Genomic DNA, 20852 nt, shown 5'->3' with positions numbered 1-20852 from the left:
CCTTAATTATCGCAGCTATTGGAGGAACAATCTATATGGGAAATAAATTTGAAAAAAAACAAGAGCTAGCTAAAGAGCACGCACTGTACAAACATGGCTTCAGACTTTTGGAAGAGCAACTGGCTATCTATATCAAAGAACACTATGAGGGTGTGAGTAAGATTGAATTTTCACCTATTTATAAAGATGGTGGAGATGGCTATAGTATGCTTACAGTAAGAGTTGTACCTATTATCTCTGATAATCATGGACATAAAGCAATGTTAGGCACACAAATTGGAAGAATTACTTATGGTTCATATGGGCTTGGTGGTGAGCTTTATTTAGACTTTGATCGTGTAGATGATAGCGAGATTATCATTTTAAAAGATTTGGACACGCAAAAGGAACTCGATTTATCAAGTGAAGAACATCTTCCTGAGAAGGCAAAGTTAGAGAGTAATTCTGCAATAGACGAAAATATTCTTGCTTTAGTAGAAGATAATCAACTTAAAGGTGTCAAAAAGTCGGATAATGGAAGTCCTAAGGCAAAAATTAGCTATAATTTAGAAATAAAGAAAGGAACATTGTAGAAAATGGCATTAACTGATGAGCAGATGCAGGATATACAAGGGGTTACTAAGATAAGTGCAGCTAAGAAAGAAGGAGATATAATAACCGGTGCTAATAACCGTAATAAATACGAGGTTGTTGCTTCAGTTGACAATGTAACACAAGGTATAGCGGTCGCCCCTATTGATGAGAATGGGAATGCTGACTACTCTCAAACTGCAATTGTTGTTGCAGGAACACAAACTCCATTGGATGAAAATGGAAATGGACAAGGGAATCAGTGGAATTCATTTGGAAGAGCTATTAGACAAGGTGTGACTGGTTATTCTAGACAGGGTAGTGATGTTGAGGCGCTTTATGAAAAGACAGAGGCTAATTTAGAAGCTCATGGTGGAGGTGAAATCACCAATATGTCTGGTCACAGTCAGGCTGGTCCTGCTGTCGCAAAAGTTGCTGCAAATCATAATGTTGATAGAGTTACGAATTTTTCTGACTATGGAGCAGGAAATGCTTACTCCAGTGGATATATTTCAGAAGAAGATAAGAAATATCTAGATAAGCATGCCCATATTTACAGTGATCAAGGAAATTCAGTATCAATATTTTCTCGTGATTTGGGAGATATTCCCTATGGTGATGTTCGAGAAGTTGAAGGATCCGATCATAAGACTAGTTATGCTCATATAAAGGGAAATAGCCTTGATATTGATTATTATGTCAAAAATGGTATCCTTTGCTCAGGAATGACTGAAGAACAGGTCAAAAAGGTTGCTAGTATAGGAGCGAAAAAAGATGCAGATGATTTTATTCGTAGTCAACCAGATAATAAAGGTCTATCTGCTAATAGAGAATTTTTAGAAAAGCAATTTTATGAAAAGAAAATAAAGAATTACGAAAAAGACTATGGTCCTTATGCTGATAAAAAAGGTGGAAAAAGTAAACAAACCTCATCCTTGCTAGATAGCTGGGAACTCCATGCTCTTGGGACTAAGGTCGGAGGTTTGGCAACCCTTCTCGGAGCTGCTGGGGGTGGTCAACAAATCTTTTTAAAAACAGAGATGTTGGTAGCCTTAGCTAGTCAAGCAATGGCTCAATTTGCTGGGTTTGAAGTGAAACTCTTAGCTGAACTAGAAGAGGCCAAGGAAGAAGTTAGACGTCAGTGTGAAGAAGCTAAGCAACGTTGTTTGCAGGCTGGACCCCACCTGTCATCAGGTGAGATTGAAGCATTGATGGCTCCTATTCAGTTTGAGCATGTCTGGGACTCAGGTGCAGAAGCCGACATACGTGCCATGTTACAGAGTCTTAAGAGTCAGATGACAGAGATTTCAACACATTTAGTGACTTCATCAGAACGATTCTCAGCTTCAGATAACACAGCAGCAGTACAATTTATGTAAGATTAATAAAGGAGGGTATATGTCTCTACAAAAATTGGCACTTGAGTTAGCAGCTTTAGAAAAACTCAAGTTAGAAATGCAAAAAGAAATGGAACGTATCGCAATCCGTTCCATCGTTAATTCGACACAGTCCAAGGTGAAGGCCTCTGGACAGCAAATCCAAAGTAAGATGCATTCAAGCATGGATGAGGTTAAACAGTTTGCCTCTCAGACTATGGTAGCAAGTATCACACCAATCTTTGCAGGTAAAGCAGCCGATTCTTCAAAAAACAAATTGGCTTCAATACAAATGCCAAGTCTTCCAAATCTCGTGAGGTAGCCTAATGACTCGAAAGGAACAAGAACGGATAGAGCAAGAGCATTACCAAGCTCAAATGCAATTTGAGAACTTTGAAAGTGAACTGAACGCTGCTAGGGGAGCTATTAATCAACACGCCGATTATCTCTCAGATTTAATAGCACATGCTGCAAAGGATGCACCAGAGCAGAATCTAGCTAGCGCCTATGCGCAATTAGCAGAAGTAGTAGAAGCGTTTGAAGAAATTATAACAGAGAAACAGAATACTCTGGAAGAACTTCGCTACGAAGAAGCGAAAGTATATAGAAAAGCTCTTGAAAAGACCGGAAATAAGTCAAACAAACCGTTTAGGCTTGTTTGTGTATATAAGTGGTTGTGACTATTACGGTTAGAAATCTGTTGTTGAATGGATAGTATGATTGATGTTAAAAAACATGATTTGTCATTATTAATTAGATATTGACTCTCTTAATGATAGGAAAGCAGAGAGATTGATGAAATTCTCGGATTTACAAGAAAGAGAGGGCTGAGCCTGTGAAGAAGAATTCAAAACGAAATATAGTAGTGGTGTTGTTTATCACACTAGTTATCGCTATTTTAGGAGGAAGCATTTATATGGGGCACAAACAAGAACAACAAAAACAAATAGCTAAAGAGCACGCTTTGTATAAACATGGTTTTAGACTTTTGGAAGAGCAACTGGCTACCTATATCAAAGAACACTACGAGGGTGTGAGTAAGATTGAGTTCTCACCTATTTATGAAGATGGTGGAGACGGCTATAGTATGCATACGCTGAATATTGTTCCAGTTATTTATGATAAATCTGGTAATCGTGTAGTTATGAAAAGGAAAATGAATGAATCTTTCGGGATAGGACAAGGATTATCTTTGGATTTTGCTGGTGCTGATGAAAGTGAGATTATTGAATTAGATAATTATGACAATGACGAGGTCATTGATGTATCAAATTACAAACATTTACCAGATAAAGCAAAGTTAGAGAGTTATCAAATTTTGGATGACCTAATTGAATACTTGGTACAATCAGGTCAGCTTAAGGATGTTAAAAAGTCTGATAAAGGAAGCCCAGAAGCTTCAGTTAAATATAATTTAGAAATTAAGAAGGGAAGTTATAACGAATGGCGTTAACTGATGAACAAATTCAGGATTTGCAAGGGAAAACAAAGGAAGCATCCTCAAAGTTAGAGCAGGGCGATACTTTTACAGCTGGTGGACAACAATATGAGGTTGTAGCATCAACTGGTCCGGACAGTGTAACTCAAGGTATATCTGTTGCTCCAATCGTGAAAGGAGAACCTGATTACTCTCAAACCGCAATTGTTGTTGCAGGGACGCAACCCCCAAATGATGAAAAGGGAAATGGACTTGGAAATGAGCTAGACTCTACATTTAGAGCCATAATTCAAAGCGGTACAGGTTATTCCATACAGGGGAGGGATGTTGAGGCACTTTATCAACAGACAGAAGCTAACTTGAACGCTCATGGTGGTGGCGAAATCACAAATATGTCTGGCCATAGTCAGGCTGGTCCTGCTGTCGCAAAAGTTGCTGCAAATCATAATGTTGATAGAGTTACTAACTTTTCTGATTGGGGAGGTGGTATGGCATATACTAATGGCTATATATCAGAAGAGGATAAGAAATACTTAGATAAGCATGCCCATATATATAGTGACGAAGGTAATGCAGTAACAATGTTTGCGAAAGACGGTGGTTGGATTCCCTATGGTGATGTTCGAGAAGTTGATGGTTCTAATCATGGCACTGATCATGCTCATATCAAGGGAAACAATCTTGACATTGATTATTATGTTAAGCATGGTCAGCTTTGCTCAGGAATGACTAAAGATCAGGTTAAGAAAGCTGCTAGGTTAAAAGCTAAAAAAGAAACAGATGATTTTATTAAGGAACATCCTGAGGTAGATGGTGAGAGAATAAGGAAAGATAAAGAGAAGGCCTATTATGATTCATATGTTAAGAATTATGAAAAAGAGTATGGTCCCTACGCTAATGAAAAGGGTGGAAAAAGTAAGCAAACCTCATCCTTGCTAGATAGCTGGGAACTCCACGCTCTTGGGACTAAGGTCGGAGGTTTGGCAACCCTTCTCGGAGCTGCTGGGGGTGGTCAACAAATCTTCTTAAAAACAGAGATGTTGGTAGCCCTAGCTAGTCAAGCAATGGCTCAGTTTGCAGGTTTTGAAGCGAAACTCTTAGCTGAACTAGAGGAGGCCAAGGAAGAAGTTAGACGTCAGTGTGAAGAAGCTAAGCAACGTTGTTTGCAGGCTGGTCCCCACTTGTCATCAGGTGAGATCGAAGCATTGATAGCTCCTATTCAGTTTGAGCATGTCTGGGACTCAGGTGCAGAAGCCGACATACGTGCCATGTTACAGAGTCTTAAGAGTCAGATAACAGAAATCTCAACACATTTAGTGACTTCAGCAGAACGATTCTCAGCATCAGATAACACAGCAGCAGTACAATTTATGTAAGATTAATAAAGAAAATTGAGAAAAAGGACACACATATTTACTATTACTTTTTAGTATATATTTGAAGCTGACAATCAAAGTAGACACAAGTAGTTTATGAAGAATACTTTTTCACTTGGTTTGTATTTTACGTAAAGTCTGTTGTAGGAAGTTGTTTTGGGAAAAGAGTTATCACATGAGTGGCAGCTTTTTTCTATCTTGTTATTTATCCCCTTCCCCCTATAATCTTTATCTATCACCTCTTAGTTTTTTAGTATTAGACGACTAGGGGTGAAGGTGGTACACTACTATCAAAAACTATTGAAGAAAGTATCGAGGATTATAGATATGAAAAAATGGCTTGCAGGTTTAGGGATTCTTGGCTTGTCAGTTTTGACTTTGGCTGCTTGTGGAAACAAGAGTGATGGTAAGGCATCTGGTGAAAAGCAGACGATTACTGTTGCGACGGATTCTGATACGGCTCCTTTCACTTTCAAAAAGGGTGATGACTTCAAGGGTTATGATATTGATTTGGTCAAGGCTATTTTCAAGGATTCAGACAAGTATGAGGTCAAGTTTGTGACGACACCTTTTGATTCTATCTTGACAGGGGTGGATTCTGGACGTTATCAGATTGCGGCTAATGATTTCAACTACAATGAAGAGCGTGAGCAGAAATATGGTTTCTCAGATCCGATTTCACGTTCTAACTACGCTATAACCAGTGCTGAGGGGACCAAGTATACTAGCCTAGACGATTTGTCTGGTAAGACGACAGAGGTGCTTCCTGGTTCTAACTATGCTCAGTTGCTTGAAAATTGGAACCACGCCAATGAAGATAAGAAACCAATTACAATCAACTATGCATCTAGCTCAACTGGTCTTTCAACACGTATCCAACACATTCAAGAAGGAAAAATTGATTTTATCCTTTACGATGCCATTTCCTCTGAGTACATTGTTAAAGATCAGGGCTATAAGTTAGCTGTAAACAAGATTAAAGACGATATCGGTATGAAGACTGATGGTCTTGAATATCTTCTCTTCTCAAATGATAAGCAAGGTAAGGAACTCAGAACCTTTACCAACAAACGTATCAAAGAGCTCAAGAAGGATGGAACCCTTGCCAAACTCAGCAAGGAATATTTCGGTGGCGATTACGTCAGTGATTTGAAATAAGACGGTTAAAAGTTGAGACTGCTGTCTCAGCTTTTTGACGTTAATAAAGCTGAATTATCAGTGATATGATTTCCTTATCACTATGATAAGAAAAGACTATTTCACAGACTTTCTGAGTCGTGCTAAAATGAATACTATAGAATTTATATAAGAAATAAAGATGGTTAGCGCTTGGCTAACCTACTTTTTTAGATAGAAAGGGTAACATTGTGAAAAAGAGTATTGAAGCATTTAATCGGTCACCTTGGTACCTCCAAGTTGTCTTTGGCTTAATTGGTTTAGCAGTAGTTGTTGCTTTGGCTATTCCCTTATCATGGTTAGTGGAAATCCTTTGGGGTTATATTTTGCAATTGGTTGCAATTGTCTTCAAATGGATTGCATCTTGGATGCCAGCTGGTAAGCTCTTCTCATGGAAGGCTGTCTTTGATGCGGTTCCTAAGATTGTAGAACGCTTGCCTTTAACCTTGGGCTTGACCATTGCAGGTGCCTTCTTTGGTTTGATTTTGGCCCTCGTCTTTGCGGTGGTTAAGATTAACCGAGTACGTATCCTTTATCCGATTCAAGCTGTTTTTGTGAGTTTCTTGCGCGGGACACCAATTCTTGTCCAACTCATGTTGACTTACTATGGTATTCCACTCTTCCTTCGGTACTTGAATGGTGAGTTCGGCTTAGATTGGAACATTAATGAGATTCCACCAGCTATCTTCGCTATTACGGCCTTTGCCTTTAACGAAGCGGCTTACATGAGTGAAACCATTCGTGCAGCGATTCAAGCTGTGGATGCTGGAGAAATCGAAGCTGCCCGCTCTCTTGGGATGACATCAGCACAGGTCTACCGTCGTGTTATTATTCCAAATGCGGCGGTTATTGCGACACCAAGTCTGATTAACAGTTTGATTGGTTTGACTAAGGGAACATCACTTGCCTTTAGTGCAGGTATCGTCGAAATGTATGCGCAGGCTCAAATCTTGGGTGGTGCTGACTACCGTTACTTTGAACGTTATATCTCAGTAGCCCTCGTTTACTGGGGCATCTCAATCTTGATTGAAAATATTGGTCGTTCGGTTGAAAATCATATGGCCATTAAGGCACCTGAAGTAACTGAGATTTCTGGAATTGGAGGTGACCGCTAATGATTAGCATCAAAAATTTGACCAAGGAATTTTCAGGGCAAAAGGTTCTTGATGGGATTAACTTCGATATCGAAAAAGGCGAAGTGGTAGCGCTTGTCGGTGCCTCTGGTGCAGGTAAGTCAACCATCCTTCGTAGCTTAAACTATTTGGAACAACCTGATTCTGGTACCATTGCCATTGATGATTTTAAGGTGGATTTCGAAACAATTACCAAAGAACAAATCCTTACCCTTCGTCGTAAGTTGGCCATGGTATTTCAACAGTTTAATCTTTTTGAACGTCGTACAGCCTTGGATAATGTTAAGGAAGGGCTTAAGATTGTTAAGAAGCTTTCTGACGAAGAAGCTACCAAGATTGCGAAAGAAGAGCTCGCTAAGGTTGGGCTGTCTAATCGTGAAAATCACTACCCACGTCACTTGTCAGGTGGTCAAAAGCAACGTGTGGCCTTGGCCCGTGCTCTTGCCATGAAGCCTGATGTGCTCTTGCTTGACGAACCGACATCTGCCCTTGACCCTGAGTTGGTTGGTGAGGTTGAAAAATCAATCGCTGATGCGGCTAAGTCAGGTCAGACTATGATTTTGGTTAGTCACGACATGAACTTTGTTTATCAAGTGGCTGACAAGGTACTCTTCCTTGAAAAAGGGCATATCCTTGAACAAGGAACACCTGAAGAACTTTTCAACCATCCAAAAGAAGAAAGAACGAAAGAATTTTTCGCTTCTTATTCAAAACAATATCTTTAAGATGGGATTTTTGTTACAATAGAAAAAGGTGATACGACAGGACTCCATTTATAGTCCGTAGTCGGATCCTGTAAGGATGATTAGGAGCTTTTGGAATTTTTGAAGATGCCCCGAAAGTCCAATCAGATACTGCCTTCGGCAGTTATTACTAATCGGATTCAGAGGTTGGAGAATGTTGTCTCAGCCTTTTCTATTTCTCACTTTAGGATGATTTATGTTATTAAATATTTTTAAATTTTACCTTTTGGGCCTTGTGATTGCTTTCTTTATGTGCTTGGTGATTGGTGCCTTTTGGCTTGGATGGCGTGCTCTACGTCGTGCTGACAAGACAGTTAAGGAGCGACAAGGTGCCCTCTATGATGCTATCATGATGTCGATGGTTTCGATTCCTGTCTTGGCTTTTGCCTTTATGGCGATCCTCATCGTGCTGAATGCATAATACTAGCTTTGATGGCCTATTAGGTGTAAGATATCTCTACAAGAAATGCGTAAAAGGAGTGACTCATGTACGATACGATTATTATTGGAGCTGGTCCTGCGGGGATGACAGCAGCGCTATATGCAGCCCGTGCCAACCTTAAAGTGGCAACTTTGGAGCAAGGTGCTCCTGGCGGACAGATGAATAACACGTCTGAGATTGAAAATTACCCTGGCTTTGAAAATATCTCTGGTCCAGAATTGTCTATGAAGATGTTCGAACCTTTGGAAAAATTGGGCGTTGAAAATCTTTACGGTATTGTGTCTGGTATTGAGGACAAGGGTGACTATAAAGTCGTCAAAACTGGTGACGAGGAGTACCAAACCAAGACAGTTATCATTGCGACGGGTGCCAAACACCGCCACATTGGTGTTGCTGGTGAAGAAGAGTACAACAGCCGTGGGGTTTCTTACTGTGCGGTATGTGATGGGGCCTTCTTCCGTAATCAAGACCTCTTGGTCGTTGGTGGTGGTGACTCTGCCGTTGAAGAAGGAATTTATTTGACACGCTTTGCCAATAGCGTGACCATTGTTCACCGTCGTGATGAATTGCGTGCCCAAAAGGTTCTTCAAGACCGTGCCTTCGCCAATGAGAAGGTCAAGTTTATCTGGGATTCTGTCGTTGAAGAAATCAAGGGTGATGACATCAAGGTTCGCAGTGTTGATATCAAGAATGTCAAAACGGGTGAGGTGACTAACCACGAATTCGGCGGTGTCTTTGTTTATGTCGGACTTGATCCTGTTTCAGATTATGTGACAGGTCTGGGTATCACTGACCAAGCTGGTTGGGTAATTACAGATGATAAGATGGCGACAAGTATTCCTGGTATCTTTGCCATTGGGGATGTCCGTCAGAAAGACCTTCGCCAAATCACAACAGCCGTAGGGGATGGTGCCACAGCTGGTATCGAAGCCTACAACTACGTGACTGCACTTGGTGATAAGTAAAATAAATGAAAACTCGGGAGGTTCTCGAGTTTTTTGAGTTTGTGAGCTTGTCTTTAGTTTGTCTAGCATCCTTTGGAGCAACATCTATGTGTGGTTTTTTGGTATAATAGAAAAGTCTTACTAAAAATCAGTAAAAATGAGGTGACCAACTTGCGTGTTGTAGCAGGTGATTTTGGCGGACGTCCGCTTAAAACGTTAGAAGGCAAAACGACTCGTCCAACAACGGACAAGGTCAAGGGTGCCATTTTCAATATGATTGGTCCTTTCTTTGATGGAGGACGTGTTTTGGATCTCTTTTCTGGGAGCGGTAGTCTGGCCATTGAGGCTATTAGTCGTGGCATGTCGTCTGCTGTCCTCGTGGAAAAAGACCGTCGGGCACAAGCTATTATTCAGCAAAATATTAAGATGACCAAGAGTGAGAAGCAGTTCCAGCTTTTGAAGATGGATGCGGCGCGTGCACTGACCCAATTGACAGGTCAGTTTGACTTGGTGCTTTTAGATCCGCCTTATGCCAAAGAGCAGATTGTGGCCAATATTACTCAGTTAGAGGAGCAAGGGCTCTTGGCTGAAGAGGTGATGTTGGTTTGCGAGACGGATAAGGCTGTGGACCTGCCTGAAGAAATTTCAAACTTTGGGATTTGGAAGCAGAAAACCTATGGTATCAGTAAGGTGACCGTTTACGTGCGCTAGGTACCTGTAGCGGGTGTAGAAAGGAAATGTGATGACCCAAATTGCTATGTTTACGGGGTCTTTTGATCCGATTACCAATGGGCATATGGATATCATTGCCAGAGCCAGCAAGCTCTTTGACGAGCTTTATATTGGCCTTTTTTATAATAAAAACAAGCAGGGCTTTTGGGATGTTGCGACTCGCAAGCGTATCTTGGATGAGGTTGTGGTAGATTTTCCCAATGTCAAGGTCATAACGGCTCACGATAGTCTGGCTGTAGATGTTGCCAGAGACCTTGGCGTGACCTATTTGGTTCGAGGCCTTCGTAATGCGACAGATTTTGACTATGAGGCCAATATGGACTATTTCAATAAGGGGCTGGCGCCTGAGCTTGAAACGGTTTATTTGATTGCTAGTCATGAGGTGACACCAGTCTCCTCAAGTCGTGTGCGTGAGTTGATCTATTTTGAGGGGGACATTAGTTCTTATGTTCCTCAAGCAGTTGTTAAGGAAGTGGAGGCCAAGCGTGGCAAACAAGACAAAATCTAAATCGCTATTAGGGAAAATGTGGCGGATTAAGTGGTGGCTCTTAGGTATTTTTACGGTACTTTTCCTCCTTTTTGCCCTCTTTTTCCCGCTCAATAATTACTATGTAGAGCTTCCGGGTGGTGCTTTTGATACCAAGGAAGTCTTGACAGTTGATAAGAAAGCTGATGATTCAAAAGGTTCCTACAATTTTGTGGCGGTGGCCCAGACCAAGGCGACCTTGGCCCTCATGCTCTATGCTCAGCTCAATGATTTCGCTAAGCTTCAAACGGCTGAAGAGGCAACGGGTAATTACTCTGATGAAGATTACATGCGTATCAACCAATTTTACATGGAGACTTCCCAAAACCAAGCCATTTATCAAGGCTTGACGCTGGCTGGTAAAAAGGCGAGCTTGGACTATATGGGTGTCTATGTGCTTCAGGTCAATGATGATTCCAGCTTCAAGGGCGTTCTTAATATTGCGGATACGGTGACGGCTGTCAATGACAAGACCTTTAATAATTCGGCTGATTTGATTAAATACGTTCAGGGACTTAAGCTGGGTTCAAAGGTTAAAGTCACTTACACAACAAATGACAAATCAAAGTCGGCCACAGGTAAGATTATCAAGATTGCCAATGGAAAAAATGGTATTGGTATCGGCTTGACGGACCATACCGAGGTCAAGAGTTCTGAAAACGTTAAGTTTAAACTTGATGGTGTCGGTGGACCAAGTGCGGGTCTTATGTTTACCTTGGCTATTTACGACCAGGTGTCTGGTCAAAACCTCAAGGATGGTCGTAAGATTGCTGGAACGGGAACCATTGAAAAGGATGGTTCTGTCGGTGACATTGGTGGAGCCTACCTCAAGGTAAAATCAGCGGTCGATAGCGGTGCGGACATTTTCTTCGTGCCAAACAACCCAGTAACCAAGGAAATGAAAAAGGCTGATCCAGATGCCAAAACCAACTATCAAGAGGCTAAGGAAGCTGCCGAGAAACTGGGAACCAAGATGAAAATCGTTCCTGTAAAAACAGCTCAAGAAGCCATTGATTATTTGAAAAAGACCAAATAAGAAGAGAGAGTAGGGCAGGCAGAAATCCTTGATTTTTGTCTCTGTCTTACCCTCTTTTTTAGGTCAAAGTGTTATAATAGTCCTTATGAAAAAACGTTATAGAACAGTTAATGATTACTATCGTGAGCTTTTTGGCGAAAAGATTTTCAAACTACCTATAGATGCGGGTTTTGATTGTCCCAACCGTGATGGCACAGTGGCCCACGGTGGCTGTACCTTTTGTACGGTATCGGGGTCTGGGGACGCTATTGTAGCTCCTGAGGCACCGATTCGTGAGCAGTTTTACCATGAAATTGACTTCATGCACCGCAAGTGGCCAGAAGTTCAGAAATATCTGGTTTATTTTCAAAACTTTACCAATACCCATGCGCCGCTTGAGGTTATCAAGGAACGCTACGAACAGGCCATCAATGAGCCTGGTGTTGTTGGAATCAATATCGGTACCCGCCCAGACTGTTTGCCAGACGATGTGATTGATTATCTGGCAGAACTCACAGAATGTATGCATGTGACCGTTGAACTTGGACTGCAGACCACTTATGAAGAAACGTCAGAGCTCATTAATCGAGCACACAGCTATGATCTCTATGTAGAGACGGTTAAGCGTGTGCGTGAGCGTGCGCCCAAGGCTGAGATTGTATCGCATTTGATTAATGGGCTGCCAGGAGAAACCCACGAGATGATGGTGGAAAATGTTCGCCGTTGTGTGACGGATAATGACATTCAGGGGATTAAACTCCACCTCCTCCACCTGATGACCAATACCCGTATGCAAAGAGACTACCACGAGGGGCGTCTAAAATTGTTGAGTCAGGAAGAATATGTGTCCATCATTTGTGACCAGTTGGAAATCATCCCTAAGGACATCGTCATTCACCGCATCACTGGTGATGCGCCCCGAGACATGCTGATTGGTCCTATGTGGAGTCTCAACAAGTGGGAAGTTCTTAATGCCATTGACAAGGAGATGGAACGTCGTGGCTCATGGCAAGGCTGTAAAGTAGCTAAGGAAAAGGAGAAAGAAGCATGATGAAACGTCCGATTCAGATGTCCCATGACTTTCTAGCTCAAGTGCTGGATGATGGGAGTATCGCTGTCGATGCGACTATGGGAAATGGCAATGACACAGCCTTTTTAGCTGGTCTTGCCAAGAAGGTCTATGCCTTTGACGTGCAGGAGCAGGCGCTTGAAAAGACCAGTCAACGCTTGTCAGATTTGAAAATTGACAATGCAGAACTCATTTTAGATGGGCATGAAAATCTGGACCGATATGTCACGGAACCTATTCGAGCTGCTATTTTCAATCTGGGCTATCTGCCATCTGCAGACAAGACTGTCATCACCAAGCCCCACACGACTCTTGAGGCTATCGAGAAAATTCTTGACCGCTTAGAGGTTGGTGGTCGCTTGGCGATTATGATTTACTACGGTCATGATGGTGGTGATATGGAGAAAGATGCTGTTCTTGAGTATGTCATTGGTTTGGACCAACGTGTTTTCACAGCCATGCTTTACCAACCCCTCAATCAAATTAACACCCCACCATTTTTGGTGATGCTGGAGAAATTACAATGATTACAGACATTAAAGAAAAATTGGCGGAGATGCAGGCCAAATATATCGATAAGCAAGGTGCTGAGGACACCTTGAAAAAAGTCGAAAACCGTAAAACGGCAAAAATTAAGAAAAAGCTGGCTAGTCTTGAGGTCGAACGTTGCCATAAACTTTTGGCCAAGGAAGATGTGACGTCTATTGATAAAAAAATCAGTAAGCAAAAAGAATTATTTTCAAACTGTTGCCATAAAGAAGATTAGGAGGAGCTATGCATCTATCATCGGCTTTACTGGTTCTTCTTTTTAGCTTGATCTTATCGAACGTTATCAACCGTATCTTTCCACGACTTTCTCTGCCCTTGATTCAAATTATTTTTGGAGTGGGCATTGGTTTACTTTTCAAAGGTCGTGTTTTTGAGCTTGAAACAGAACTCTTTCTAGCTTTTATCATCGCTCCCTTGCTTTTCCGAGAGGGGGAAGAGAGTGATATTACCAGCATACTACGTAACTGGAAATTGATTCTATTTCTGATTTTTCCAGTCATCTTCGTATCGACATTGGGAATCGGTTATCTGGCTAAGTCCATCCTGCCTGTATCAGTGCCTCTATCTGCCTGTCTAGCTATCGGGGCGGCCCTTGGACCGACTGATTTTGTGGCCTATTCAGCTATTGCCAAACGCTTCAGTTTTCCAAAGTGGATTGGTTATATTTTGCAGGGTGAAGGGCTTTTGAACGATGCTTCAGGTCTGGTCGCTTTTCAAGTAGCGGTGACTGCCTTAACAACGGGAGCCTTTTCGCTCCTTGATGCTAGTTGGAATTTGTTCCTTTCCGTTATGGGGGGCTTTCTGGTCGGCTTAATCACCGCCCTCCTTAATCGGCTTTTCTTGACTATCCTGGACAATATGGATGCAGCAGATGTCACTGGGGCACTCCTACTAGAACTTGTGCTCCCTATTGCCTCTTACTTTGTTGCGGAGGAGATTCATGTCTCGGGCATTATTGCCGTAGTAGTGGCTGGTATTTCTCTAGCCAGCCGTTTCAAAAAAATTACGGTTTTTGATGCCAAATTGGATAGTATTTCGCATACCATTTGGGGAACCATTACCTTTATGCTAAATGGTATGGTCTTCTTCCTTTTGGGGACGGAATTACCAACCTTGGCCATGCCCGTTCTGCAAAGTAGCACCTACGATAATCTCTGGTTGCTGCTAGCAATCGTGCTTTTGACAGCGACTATGTTTGCCATTCGATTTGTCATGATTAGTGCGGTATTTGCCCAAAGAGCCTGGAAAAACAAAAGACCCCTAAAAAGAATTTGGAAGAGTGCTACTCTTCTGACCTTCTCTGGGGTTAAGGGAACAGTGTCCATTGCGACGATTCTCTTGCTTCCTCTCGCCGATATGACGACATTAGAACATAGCCTTCTACTCTTTACAGTAGCGGGTGTCACCCTCTTAAGTTTTTTAACAGGCATTTTAGTCCTACCAAAATTGGCAACGGAGTCAGCCCATACAACCAACCACTATATGCAGATTGCTATTTTGAATGATGTCGTTGGAGAGCTTGGGAAGGACCTGAAGCAGTCTAAGCATCAGGGTGCTGTTTACGCCACTATTGACAATTATAATCAACGTCTGGAAAACCTCATCTTGGAACAAGAGTCCAATGATGTCAAAGAAGAGCTGGCCAATATCCGTGTCATGATTATGGAAATTGAGAGTGAAGGGTTAGAGTATGCCTACAAGAAGGGGCAACTTTCAGAACTCGAATACAACCTCTATCAGCGTTATATCAAGGGCTTGGAGCGTCGTATTAACCGTGGCTTCGTCTCCAGCCTTTCCTATGCCTTCGTTGTCTTTGTGCGAGGCCTACGTAGGCTCCTGCACCTTGCCTTTACCTTTAAATTTCATCTTGGCAAGGAGGAGACGTTACGAGCTCCTCGTTTAACAGAGGAAAATCGTGATCACATGGCGGAGCTTTATTTGACAAATACTGAGCAAGTATTGGAAGCCCTGAGTAATCTGGAAGGTGTCTATCACTCCGACCTCTTGTCTTATCTAAAGCGTGGCCGTTTACAAGAGGCTGAGATTATCCAGTCAGGAGCCTTTGTTGAGCGGGTTATCACCCACCTTAGTCCTGACAATATCGACGAGATGTTGCGAGGCTACTATTTGGAACGTAAAGTAATCAACGAATATGAACAAGATGAGTTAATCTCTAGCCGCTACGCCAAACAGCTTCGTAAGGAGGTCAATACTTTGGAGGATTATTCTCTCAAAGAGACCAGCAATACCTTGACCTATGATATGATTAATCTAGCCCGAGGGCGAGTTTAAGCAATGAATGTTATCACAAAAGAGAAGCCAAAATTTTTTCAGGCTTCTTTTTTAATGTTTCTCTTTTTCATTATCGTGGTTTGGAAAAAGGAAGCCCAGTCCTAGGCATGTTAGGATTCCTGCAACAATCAGGATACTGTTTGAGATAGGGAGCACGCCATAGATTGCATTAGCAATCATTAAACCAATCAAAGAACTCATGAGACTAGATTTATAATCTTTTTTGATAAGATTTTCTATTGCAAAGAAAGCAAAAAGAGCGACTGGAAAGAGTGGCCAAAGGGACACCTCCATTTTTGGGAAGCCGAGAATACTGTAAGTGATAACTGTTACTGCTGTACCGATTAATCCAATACCTATTACTTTAGTCATGTTTTTACCTCGTTTTCTTTGTCTGAAAGATATTTTGCTTTAACACCTACTAAGTTATCAAAAGGCTAGCTTGTGGACAATATTATTTGTCTATGTGGTTCATTCTAGAATCTATTCGGTCAAAAATGACAGTTTTGACCGAATCGGTAAAAGTCAAAAGATTTTATCACATGGTGAAATCTTTTGACAAAAGTCGTCTATAGAACAGCTCATCGTTCCAGCCTTAATTTTGTATGGCGTATCTCAAATAAAAGAGTAGTGGTGATAAAAGAACAAGTCCCTCAGACCATAGACTGGGGGACTTGTTTCTTTGATGTTGTTCATAAATAGTGATTAATTCTTAGAGAAGTGGGTTAATGTAAAAACGGTGGTCGTCAATTGGGATAATTTGAACAGGATTTTGGTAGAAATCAGCCAAGACTTCCGGTGTGATGATGTCATTTTTAGTCCCTTGAGCCACAATCTTTCCTTGGCGGAGCAGAAGGATGTGGTCCATATTTTCAGTGATTTCCTCTGCGTGGTGGGTGACATAAAGGACCAGTGGAGCATGAGGAAGTGAAGTGATACGATCAATCTGACGCAAGAGTTTTTCACGAGCAAAGAGGTCCAAGCCAACAGTCGCTTCGTCTAGGATAATGATGTCAGGATCTTCCATAAGGCTACGAGCAATCAAACAAATTTGTTTTTCCCCTTGAGACAGGCCGTGGTATTGGCGGCCAATCAGTTCCTCAGCTCCAAGTGATATCAGCATGTCCTTAGCTTCTTGTAATTCTTTGTCGCCGTATGCCTTATAGAGGATTGAACTCTTGTACTTACCGGTAAGTACGATCTTTTCAGCGGTCATATGCTTGGGCAGACGCTCGGTGATAAAGGAACTAACAATACCAATCTGTTTGCGGAGGCCTGTGATATCGCCATTACCAAAGCTATAGCCAAGGATCTCAGCTTGACCTTCACTTGGGAAAAAATCAGCGGTCAAAAGACGTAGGAGGGTGGATTTTCCAGCACCATTAAGACCTAGAATGGCCCAGGTTTGCCCTTTCTCCACTGTCCAGTTTAAGTTGGACAAGAGTGTTTTTCCTTGGCGAGTCAAACTGACATTTTCTAATCGTATAAGTGACATAAGTCTCTCCTTTGATGGTAAATTACTCTAATTATAGCATAAAATAAGGGCTTTTATTGGAAAACTGTGGTATAATGAAAGTCAGAATTTTTTTAGAGGAGAAGAAAAAAATGGAAGACTCTAGTGGTCAGTCCTTATTATTTCAATTTATTTTACTAGTCATTTTAACCCTGCTTACAGCCTTTTTCTCAGCGTCTGAGATGGCCCTAGTGTCACTCAATCGCTCTCGTGTCGAGCAAAAGGCAGAAGAGGGAGATAAGAAATTTATTCGCCTACTCAAGGTTCTTGAAAATCCCAATAACTTCTTATCAACTATTCAGGTTGGTATTACTTTTATCAGTCTTTTGCAAGGGGCCAGTCTCTCTGCTTCACTAGGAGCAGTTATAGCAACTTGGTTTGGTCACGTAGCCTGGGCTAAAACAGCTGGTAGCGTGGTATCTTTGGTAGTCTTGACCTACATTTCTATCGTTTTTGGTGAGCTTTATCCTAAGCGTATTGCCATGAACCTTAAGGAGAATCTGGCCATCTACTCAGCACCTGTCATTATCGTAACTGGTAAGATTGTCAGTCCTTTTGTATGGATTCTTTCGGCATCAACCAACCTTTTGTCTCGTTTGACACCTATGACTTTTGATGATGCAGATGAGCAGATGACACGTGACGAGATTGAGTACATGTTGACCAAGAGTGATGAAACACTTGAAGCTGAGGAAATCGAAATGCTTCAAGGTGTCTTCTCTCTTGATGAATTGATGGCGCGTGAAGTTATGGTTCCTCGTACAGATGCCTTCATGATTGATATTGAAGACAACACTCAGGAAAATATCCAAGCCATTCTTAAGCAAAGCTTCTCTCGTATCCCTGTCTACGAAGATGATAAGGATAAGATTATTGGTGTTATCCATACCAAAAACCTCCTTCAAGCAGGTTATGAGCTCGGTTTTGAGAATGTTAAGCTTCGTCGCATCATGAACGACCCCCTCTTTGTTCCAGAAACAATCTTTGTTAACGACCTTTTGACGGCATTTCGTAATACCAACAATCAAATGGCTATCTTGCTTGATGAATATGGCGGTGTGGCTGGTCTAGTGACCTTCGAGGATTTGTTGGAAGAAATCGTCGGCGAGATTGATGACGAAACAGATAAAGCTAGTGTAGAAGTTCGTGAAATTGGAGAAAATACCTATATTGTTGAGGGAGTTATGACCCTTAACGACTTCAATGAATACTTTGACACTGAACTTGAGAGTGATGATGTTGACACTATCGCAGGTTACTATTTGACTGGTGTAGGAGCTATCCCTACTCAAGAAGTCAAAGAACACTATGAAGTGATTAATAAAGATAAACACCTTGAATTCATCAATGACAAGGTTAAGGATGGTCGAGTAACCAAGCTGAAAGTCATCATCACAGAAGCTCCAGAGGAAGTAGAAGAATAGCATTAAGAGTATTTTGATTAGAAAACCCTAGAGCTATTAGAACAGAAAATGATAATTGAGCGTTCCATCTCTTTATGAGAGGGTGCTTTTTTCTTATCTTCTTTTTAAATTTTATTTAGCTAAATGATAAAATGAGAAAACTGCCTTAGATCATGATATTAAACCATTTTTACTTACTTGAGGAGAAACATCTTTATCAGACTTGTCATTTTTGTTTAAAGAATTTTAAACACATTTAGCTCTTTTGATAGGCTTAGAATAAAAAATGATAAGATTTTGATTAAAATAGTCTTTTATACCTTTTTTATGGTAAAATATAAATTAACTGACAAATGAAAAAAGGAGAATTTTAATGGCTTCTAAAAAATCTATTTATAGTGGATTGCTTTTCCTTACCCTAGGAGCTTTAGTACCAGTAACTTCTTTTGCGGATGATGGCATTGCTACAAATGATGCTTTGATCACGCAACCAACAGCAGAGCGTGGAACAACAGGCTCTTCTACAGCGCCAAGTGATGGCGATTTGGCTCGCAGTAATGATTCAAATACAGGAGCAACAACGCCAACTGCTCCTGCTGTCCCTGAAGTACCAGCGACGCCTGAGACTCCTACGACGCCAACAGCGCCAACGACTCCAGAAACGCCAGCAACACTAGCTCCAACAACTGAGTCGTCAGATAAACCTGCTGCAAAACCAGCTGATAAGCCTGATACAGCAGCACCAGCGGCTAATACTGAAACAAAAGAGAACCCTCAAACACCTGAGGTTCCTTCAGTGAATGTCAATGGACACCCTGTTGTGACTGTTACACCCGCAGCTCCAGTTGTGACAGCAGCTGGCCAAACAATTGTTTCTACACAAAATAGCCAAGTCGTTATTGCAAATACTGATGGTACAACAAGTGTCGTTGCTCCTGAAGCGGTAGGATTTAAGGTTAACACTGATGGAACATTGACAGGTAAAGATGCTAAAGGGAAAGAAGTAACCCTTCCTAAGACCGGTGAAGAAGCAGCAACCTTCTTGACAATCGCAGGGACTTTCTTCCTTGCAGTAGCAGCCTTTTTGGGCTTCAAAAAACGTGCTTAACCTATCAGAGAAGACTGGATATCTTCTAGTTTTAGATTTAACATAAGCTCTTATTTTGAGATTTTCCTGAGGTGATAATGGACGTAGGCGAACTTTCTCGAAGTTCCATGCCTCATTTTTAAGCTTTAAGTCTCAACATTATGAACGCTTGAAACTAAAAAGTTTCAGGCGTTTTTGTCGTAGCGGAGAGTCTCAATTTATATTTTTTGTGCTTACACTAAAGACTTTACAGAAATGCTTATTTATGGGATATTTAGATGCGTTTGTCTGTGTTCTAAGACTGGTTTATTTCCGTTTTTTCTTTCTGGTATAGTATAGTTTACGCCTTACTTGAGATGTATTATAGTATAACCTTTGCTTTAATTCGGGCAGATAAGAAGCATGTTTTTCGTAAAAAAGGTATAATGAGTTTATGTAAAAAGCGTTTTCAAGGAGGCTGCCATGGCAGAAATTGATTACAGTCAGGTGACTGGACTGGTTCATTCGACTGAAAGTTTTGGATCCGTAGATGGTCCGGGTATCCGTTTTATTGTTTTTATGCAAGGCTGTAAGATGCGTTGCCAATATTGCCATAACCCAGATACATGGGCTATGGAGTCAAATAAGGCTGTTGAGCGTACTGTCGAGGATGTCTTAGAAGAAGCTCTTCGTTTCCGTCATTTCTGGGGAGAGCAAGGTGGTATCACTGTATCCGGTGGTGAGGCCATGCTTCAGATTGAGTTTGTTACGGCTCTCTTTACAGAGGCTAAAAAGTTAGGCATCCACTGTACACTTGATACCTGTGGTTTTGCCTACCGTAATACTCCTGAGTATCATGAAGTCGTTGACAAACTCTTGGCTGTGACTGATTTGGTTCTGCTTGACATCAAAGAGATTGATCCAAAGCAACACAAATTTGTAACTCGCCAACCTAATACGAATATCTTGGCCTTTGCAAAATATCTGTCTGATAAACAAGTGCCAGTCTGGATTCGTCACGTCTTGGTACCTGGATTGACTGACTTCGATGATCACTTGATTAAGCTGGGTGAATTTGTTAAAACCTTGAAGAATGTTGATAAGTTTGAGATTCTTCCTTATCATACTATGGGCGAATTCAAGTGGCGTGAGCTTGGTATTCCATATCCTTTGGAAGGGGTCAAACCACCAACTATGGACCGTGTTAAAAATGCTAAGGCCCTCATGCATACTGAAACCTATCAAGAATACAAGAACCGTGTTGGTGTCAAAACTTTGGACTAAAATGATAACTGTTTGAGATTTAGGATCAGCCTAAAACAGTTTTCCTAACGGTTTTAAATATTATGGAGTGCTTGAAACAGACTGTTTTAAGCATTTTTATCATAAGAAAAATTCTAGACCGATGTTCACTTTGCTTGTGAAATAAGTCCTTATTTCACGTTTTTTGCAGAAGTTCTTAGTCTATGACGTATTTAAAATTGTTTGT

At 41.4% G+C, this 20852-nt stretch carries 23 protein-coding genes; 21 read left to right on the top strand and 2 right to left on the bottom strand.

Features of this window, described 5'->3' with window-relative positions; all coding sequences use genetic code 11:
* Positions 1 to 35: 35 nt before the first annotated feature.
* The 18 genes from HMPREF0848_RS06545 (at position 36) to HMPREF0848_RS06460 (ending at position 15381) form a co-directional block, all read left to right on the top strand.
* Positions 36 to 572 (top strand): hypothetical protein, encoded by a 537-nt coding sequence (locus HMPREF0848_RS06545; protein ID WP_008535456.1) that lies wholly within the window; start codon positions 36 to 38, stop codon positions 570 to 572.
* Positions 573 to 575: 3 nt separating this feature from the next.
* A complete protein-coding gene (locus tag HMPREF0848_RS06540; RefSeq protein WP_008535455.1) occupies positions 576 to 1949 on the top strand; it encodes a hypothetical protein in 1374 nt (457 codons plus the stop codon).
* Positions 1950 to 1968: 19 nt separating this feature from the next.
* On the top strand, positions 1969 to 2268 hold the full coding sequence (locus tag HMPREF0848_RS06535) for a hypothetical protein (RefSeq protein WP_008535454.1): 300 nt from the start codon (positions 1969 to 1971) through the stop codon (positions 2266 to 2268).
* A gap of 4 nt (positions 2269 to 2272) precedes the next feature.
* Positions 2273 to 2626 carry a hypothetical protein gene (locus HMPREF0848_RS06530; protein ID WP_008535453.1) on the top strand — a complete coding sequence of 118 codons (354 nt, stop codon included), beginning with the start codon at positions 2273 to 2275 and terminating at the stop codon, positions 2624 to 2626.
* Between the two features lie 236 nt (positions 2627 to 2862).
* Positions 2863 to 3399 (top strand): hypothetical protein, encoded by a 537-nt coding sequence (locus tag HMPREF0848_RS06525; protein WP_232203290.1) that lies wholly within the window; start codon positions 2863 to 2865, stop codon positions 3397 to 3399.
* On the top strand, positions 3390 to 4760 hold the full coding sequence (locus HMPREF0848_RS06520; RefSeq protein WP_008535449.1) for a hypothetical protein: 1371 nt from the start codon (positions 3390 to 3392) through the stop codon (positions 4758 to 4760). The genes HMPREF0848_RS06525 and HMPREF0848_RS06520 overlap by 10 nt, the downstream gene beginning before the upstream one ends.
* A 327-nt stretch (positions 4761 to 5087) precedes the next feature.
* Positions 5088 to 5918: a transporter substrate-binding domain-containing protein gene (locus HMPREF0848_RS06515; protein ID WP_037609049.1), complete on the top strand. Its 831-nt coding sequence runs from the start codon at positions 5088 to 5090 to the stop codon at positions 5916 to 5918.
* Positions 5919 to 6304: 386 nt separating this feature from the next.
* Positions 6305 to 7051 carry an amino acid ABC transporter permease gene (locus tag HMPREF0848_RS06510; protein WP_143568109.1) on the top strand — a complete coding sequence of 249 codons (747 nt, stop codon included), beginning with the start codon at positions 6305 to 6307 and terminating at the stop codon, positions 7049 to 7051.
* Positions 7051 to 7794, top strand: coding sequence for an amino acid ABC transporter ATP-binding protein (locus HMPREF0848_RS06505; RefSeq protein WP_008535446.1), 744 nt, complete (start codon positions 7051 to 7053; stop codon positions 7792 to 7794). Before HMPREF0848_RS06510 ends, HMPREF0848_RS06505 begins: the two co-directional genes overlap by 1 nt.
* Positions 7795 to 8008: 214 nt before the next feature.
* On the top strand, positions 8009 to 8233 hold the full coding sequence (locus HMPREF0848_RS06500) for a DUF4059 family protein (RefSeq protein ID WP_002888207.1): 225 nt from the start codon (positions 8009 to 8011) through the stop codon (positions 8231 to 8233).
* Between the two features lie 65 nt (positions 8234 to 8298).
* Entirely contained in the window at positions 8299 to 9219 is a 921-nt protein-coding gene (gene trxB, locus HMPREF0848_RS06495; RefSeq protein ID WP_002888206.1) for a thioredoxin-disulfide reductase, read from the top strand.
* A gap of 90 nt (positions 9220 to 9309) precedes the next feature.
* The gene (gene rsmD / locus HMPREF0848_RS06490) at positions 9310 to 9909 is read left to right on the top strand and encodes a 16S rRNA (guanine(966)-N(2))-methyltransferase RsmD (protein WP_008535445.1); all 600 of its coding nucleotides are present in this window, start codon (positions 9310 to 9312) and stop codon (positions 9907 to 9909) included.
* A gap of 31 nt (positions 9910 to 9940) precedes the next feature.
* A complete protein-coding gene (coaD, locus tag HMPREF0848_RS06485; RefSeq protein ID WP_008535444.1) occupies positions 9941 to 10438 on the top strand; it encodes a pantetheine-phosphate adenylyltransferase in 498 nt (165 codons plus the stop codon).
* Between the two features lie 16 nt (positions 10439 to 10454).
* Positions 10455 to 11492, top strand: coding sequence for a SepM family pheromone-processing serine protease (locus HMPREF0848_RS06480; protein ID WP_050788005.1), 1038 nt, complete (start codon positions 10455 to 10457; stop codon positions 11490 to 11492).
* Positions 11493 to 11577: 85 nt separating this feature from the next.
* The gene (locus tag HMPREF0848_RS06475; protein WP_008535442.1) at positions 11578 to 12522 is read left to right on the top strand and encodes a TIGR01212 family radical SAM protein; all 945 of its coding nucleotides are present in this window, start codon (positions 11578 to 11580) and stop codon (positions 12520 to 12522) included.
* Positions 12519 to 13067, top strand: coding sequence for a tRNA (mnm(5)s(2)U34)-methyltransferase (locus HMPREF0848_RS06470; RefSeq protein ID WP_008535441.1), 549 nt, complete (start codon positions 12519 to 12521; stop codon positions 13065 to 13067). Before HMPREF0848_RS06475 ends, HMPREF0848_RS06470 begins: the two co-directional genes overlap by 4 nt.
* Complete coding sequence (locus HMPREF0848_RS06465) at positions 13064 to 13306, top strand: hypothetical protein (RefSeq protein ID WP_008535440.1); 243 nt, start codon at positions 13064 to 13066, stop codon at positions 13304 to 13306. Before HMPREF0848_RS06470 ends, HMPREF0848_RS06465 begins: the two co-directional genes overlap by 4 nt.
* A gap of 8 nt (positions 13307 to 13314) precedes the next feature.
* Positions 13315 to 15381, top strand: coding sequence for a cation:proton antiporter (locus HMPREF0848_RS06460; protein ID WP_008535438.1), 2067 nt, complete (start codon positions 13315 to 13317; stop codon positions 15379 to 15381).
* A gap of 51 nt (positions 15382 to 15432) precedes the next feature.
* On the opposite strand, the gene HMPREF0848_RS06455 is transcribed toward HMPREF0848_RS06460, so the two are convergent.
* A complete protein-coding gene (locus tag HMPREF0848_RS06455) occupies positions 15433 to 15753 on the bottom strand; it encodes a hypothetical protein (RefSeq protein WP_008535437.1) in 321 nt (106 codons plus the stop codon).
* Positions 15754 to 16093: 340 nt separating this feature from the next.
* The gene (locus HMPREF0848_RS06450; RefSeq protein WP_008535435.1) at positions 16094 to 16876 is read right to left on the bottom strand and encodes an ABC transporter ATP-binding protein; all 783 of its coding nucleotides are present in this window, start codon (positions 16874 to 16876) and stop codon (positions 16094 to 16096) included.
* A gap of 110 nt (positions 16877 to 16986) precedes the next feature.
* Between HMPREF0848_RS06450 and HMPREF0848_RS06445 the strand changes: the two genes are divergently transcribed.
* The 3 genes from HMPREF0848_RS06445 to pflA all read left to right on the top strand — a co-directional run bounded on the left by HMPREF0848_RS06445 (position 16987) and on the right by pflA (position 20647).
* Complete coding sequence (locus HMPREF0848_RS06445) at positions 16987 to 18318, top strand: hemolysin family protein (RefSeq protein ID WP_008535434.1); 1332 nt, start codon at positions 16987 to 16989, stop codon at positions 18316 to 18318.
* Positions 18319 to 18670: 352 nt separating this feature from the next.
* Positions 18671 to 19405 carry an LPXTG cell wall anchor domain-containing protein gene (locus tag HMPREF0848_RS06440; protein WP_008535432.1) on the top strand — a complete coding sequence of 245 codons (735 nt, stop codon included), beginning with the start codon at positions 18671 to 18673 and terminating at the stop codon, positions 19403 to 19405.
* Between the two features lie 441 nt (positions 19406 to 19846).
* Entirely contained in the window at positions 19847 to 20647 is an 801-nt protein-coding gene (pflA, locus tag HMPREF0848_RS06435) for a pyruvate formate-lyase-activating protein (protein WP_008535431.1), read from the top strand.
* Positions 20648 to 20852 lie beyond the last annotated feature (205 nt).

Source organism: Streptococcus sp. C150, assembly GCF_000187445.1.
GTDB classification, from domain to species: Bacteria; Bacillota; Bacilli; order Lactobacillales; family Streptococcaceae; genus Streptococcus; species Streptococcus raffinosi.
The sequence above is the reverse complement of the archived record's forward strand: the minus strand, read 5'-3'. Positions and strand labels throughout refer to the sequence as shown.

What these genes read in the sequence shown, in the direction of transcription:
- HMPREF0848_RS06545 (WP_008535456.1), top strand. Translation starts at nt 36, where the DNA reads ATGGGAAATAAATTTGAAAAAAAACAAGAGCTAGCTAAAGAGCACGCA.
- HMPREF0848_RS06540 (WP_008535455.1), top strand. Translation starts at nt 576, where the DNA reads ATGGCATTAACTGATGAGCAGATGCAGGATATACAAGGGGTTACTAAG.
- HMPREF0848_RS06535 (WP_008535454.1), top strand. Translation starts at nt 1,969, where the DNA reads ATGTCTCTACAAAAATTGGCACTTGAGTTAGCAGCTTTAGAAAAACTC.
- HMPREF0848_RS06530 (WP_008535453.1), top strand. Translation starts at nt 2,273, where the DNA reads ATGACTCGAAAGGAACAAGAACGGATAGAGCAAGAGCATTACCAAGCT.
- HMPREF0848_RS06525 (WP_232203290.1), top strand. Translation starts at nt 2,863, where the DNA reads ATGGGGCACAAACAAGAACAACAAAAACAAATAGCTAAAGAGCACGCT.
- HMPREF0848_RS06520 (WP_008535449.1), top strand. Translation starts at nt 3,390, where the DNA reads ATGGCGTTAACTGATGAACAAATTCAGGATTTGCAAGGGAAAACAAAG.
- HMPREF0848_RS06515 (WP_037609049.1), top strand. Translation starts at nt 5,088, where the DNA reads ATGAAAAAATGGCTTGCAGGTTTAGGGATTCTTGGCTTGTCAGTTTTG.
- HMPREF0848_RS06510 (WP_143568109.1), top strand. Translation starts at nt 6,305, where the DNA reads ATGCCAGCTGGTAAGCTCTTCTCATGGAAGGCTGTCTTTGATGCGGTT.
- HMPREF0848_RS06505 (WP_008535446.1), top strand. Translation starts at nt 7,051, where the DNA reads ATGATTAGCATCAAAAATTTGACCAAGGAATTTTCAGGGCAAAAGGTT.
- HMPREF0848_RS06500 (WP_002888207.1), top strand. Translation starts at nt 8,009, where the DNA reads ATGTTATTAAATATTTTTAAATTTTACCTTTTGGGCCTTGTGATTGCT.
- trxB (WP_002888206.1), top strand. Translation starts at nt 8,299, where the DNA reads ATGTACGATACGATTATTATTGGAGCTGGTCCTGCGGGGATGACAGCA.
- coaD (WP_008535444.1), top strand. Translation starts at nt 9,941, where the DNA reads ATGACCCAAATTGCTATGTTTACGGGGTCTTTTGATCCGATTACCAAT.
- HMPREF0848_RS06480 (WP_050788005.1), top strand. Translation starts at nt 10,455, where the DNA reads ATGTGGCGGATTAAGTGGTGGCTCTTAGGTATTTTTACGGTACTTTTC.
- HMPREF0848_RS06475 (WP_008535442.1), top strand. Translation starts at nt 11,578, where the DNA reads ATGAAAAAACGTTATAGAACAGTTAATGATTACTATCGTGAGCTTTTT.
- HMPREF0848_RS06470 (WP_008535441.1), top strand. Translation starts at nt 12,519, where the DNA reads ATGATGAAACGTCCGATTCAGATGTCCCATGACTTTCTAGCTCAAGTG.
- HMPREF0848_RS06465 (WP_008535440.1), top strand. Translation starts at nt 13,064, where the DNA reads ATGATTACAGACATTAAAGAAAAATTGGCGGAGATGCAGGCCAAATAT.
- HMPREF0848_RS06460 (WP_008535438.1), top strand. Translation starts at nt 13,315, where the DNA reads ATGCATCTATCATCGGCTTTACTGGTTCTTCTTTTTAGCTTGATCTTA.
- HMPREF0848_RS06455 (WP_008535437.1), bottom strand. Translation starts at nt 15,753, where the DNA reads ATGACTAAAGTAATAGGTATTGGATTAATCGGTACAGCAGTAACAGTT.
- HMPREF0848_RS06450 (WP_008535435.1), bottom strand. Translation starts at nt 16,876, where the DNA reads ATGTCACTTATACGATTAGAAAATGTCAGTTTGACTCGCCAAGGAAAA.
- HMPREF0848_RS06445 (WP_008535434.1), top strand. Translation starts at nt 16,987, where the DNA reads ATGGAAGACTCTAGTGGTCAGTCCTTATTATTTCAATTTATTTTACTA.
- HMPREF0848_RS06440 (WP_008535432.1), top strand. Translation starts at nt 18,671, where the DNA reads ATGGCTTCTAAAAAATCTATTTATAGTGGATTGCTTTTCCTTACCCTA.
- pflA (WP_008535431.1), top strand. Translation starts at nt 19,847, where the DNA reads ATGGCAGAAATTGATTACAGTCAGGTGACTGGACTGGTTCATTCGACT.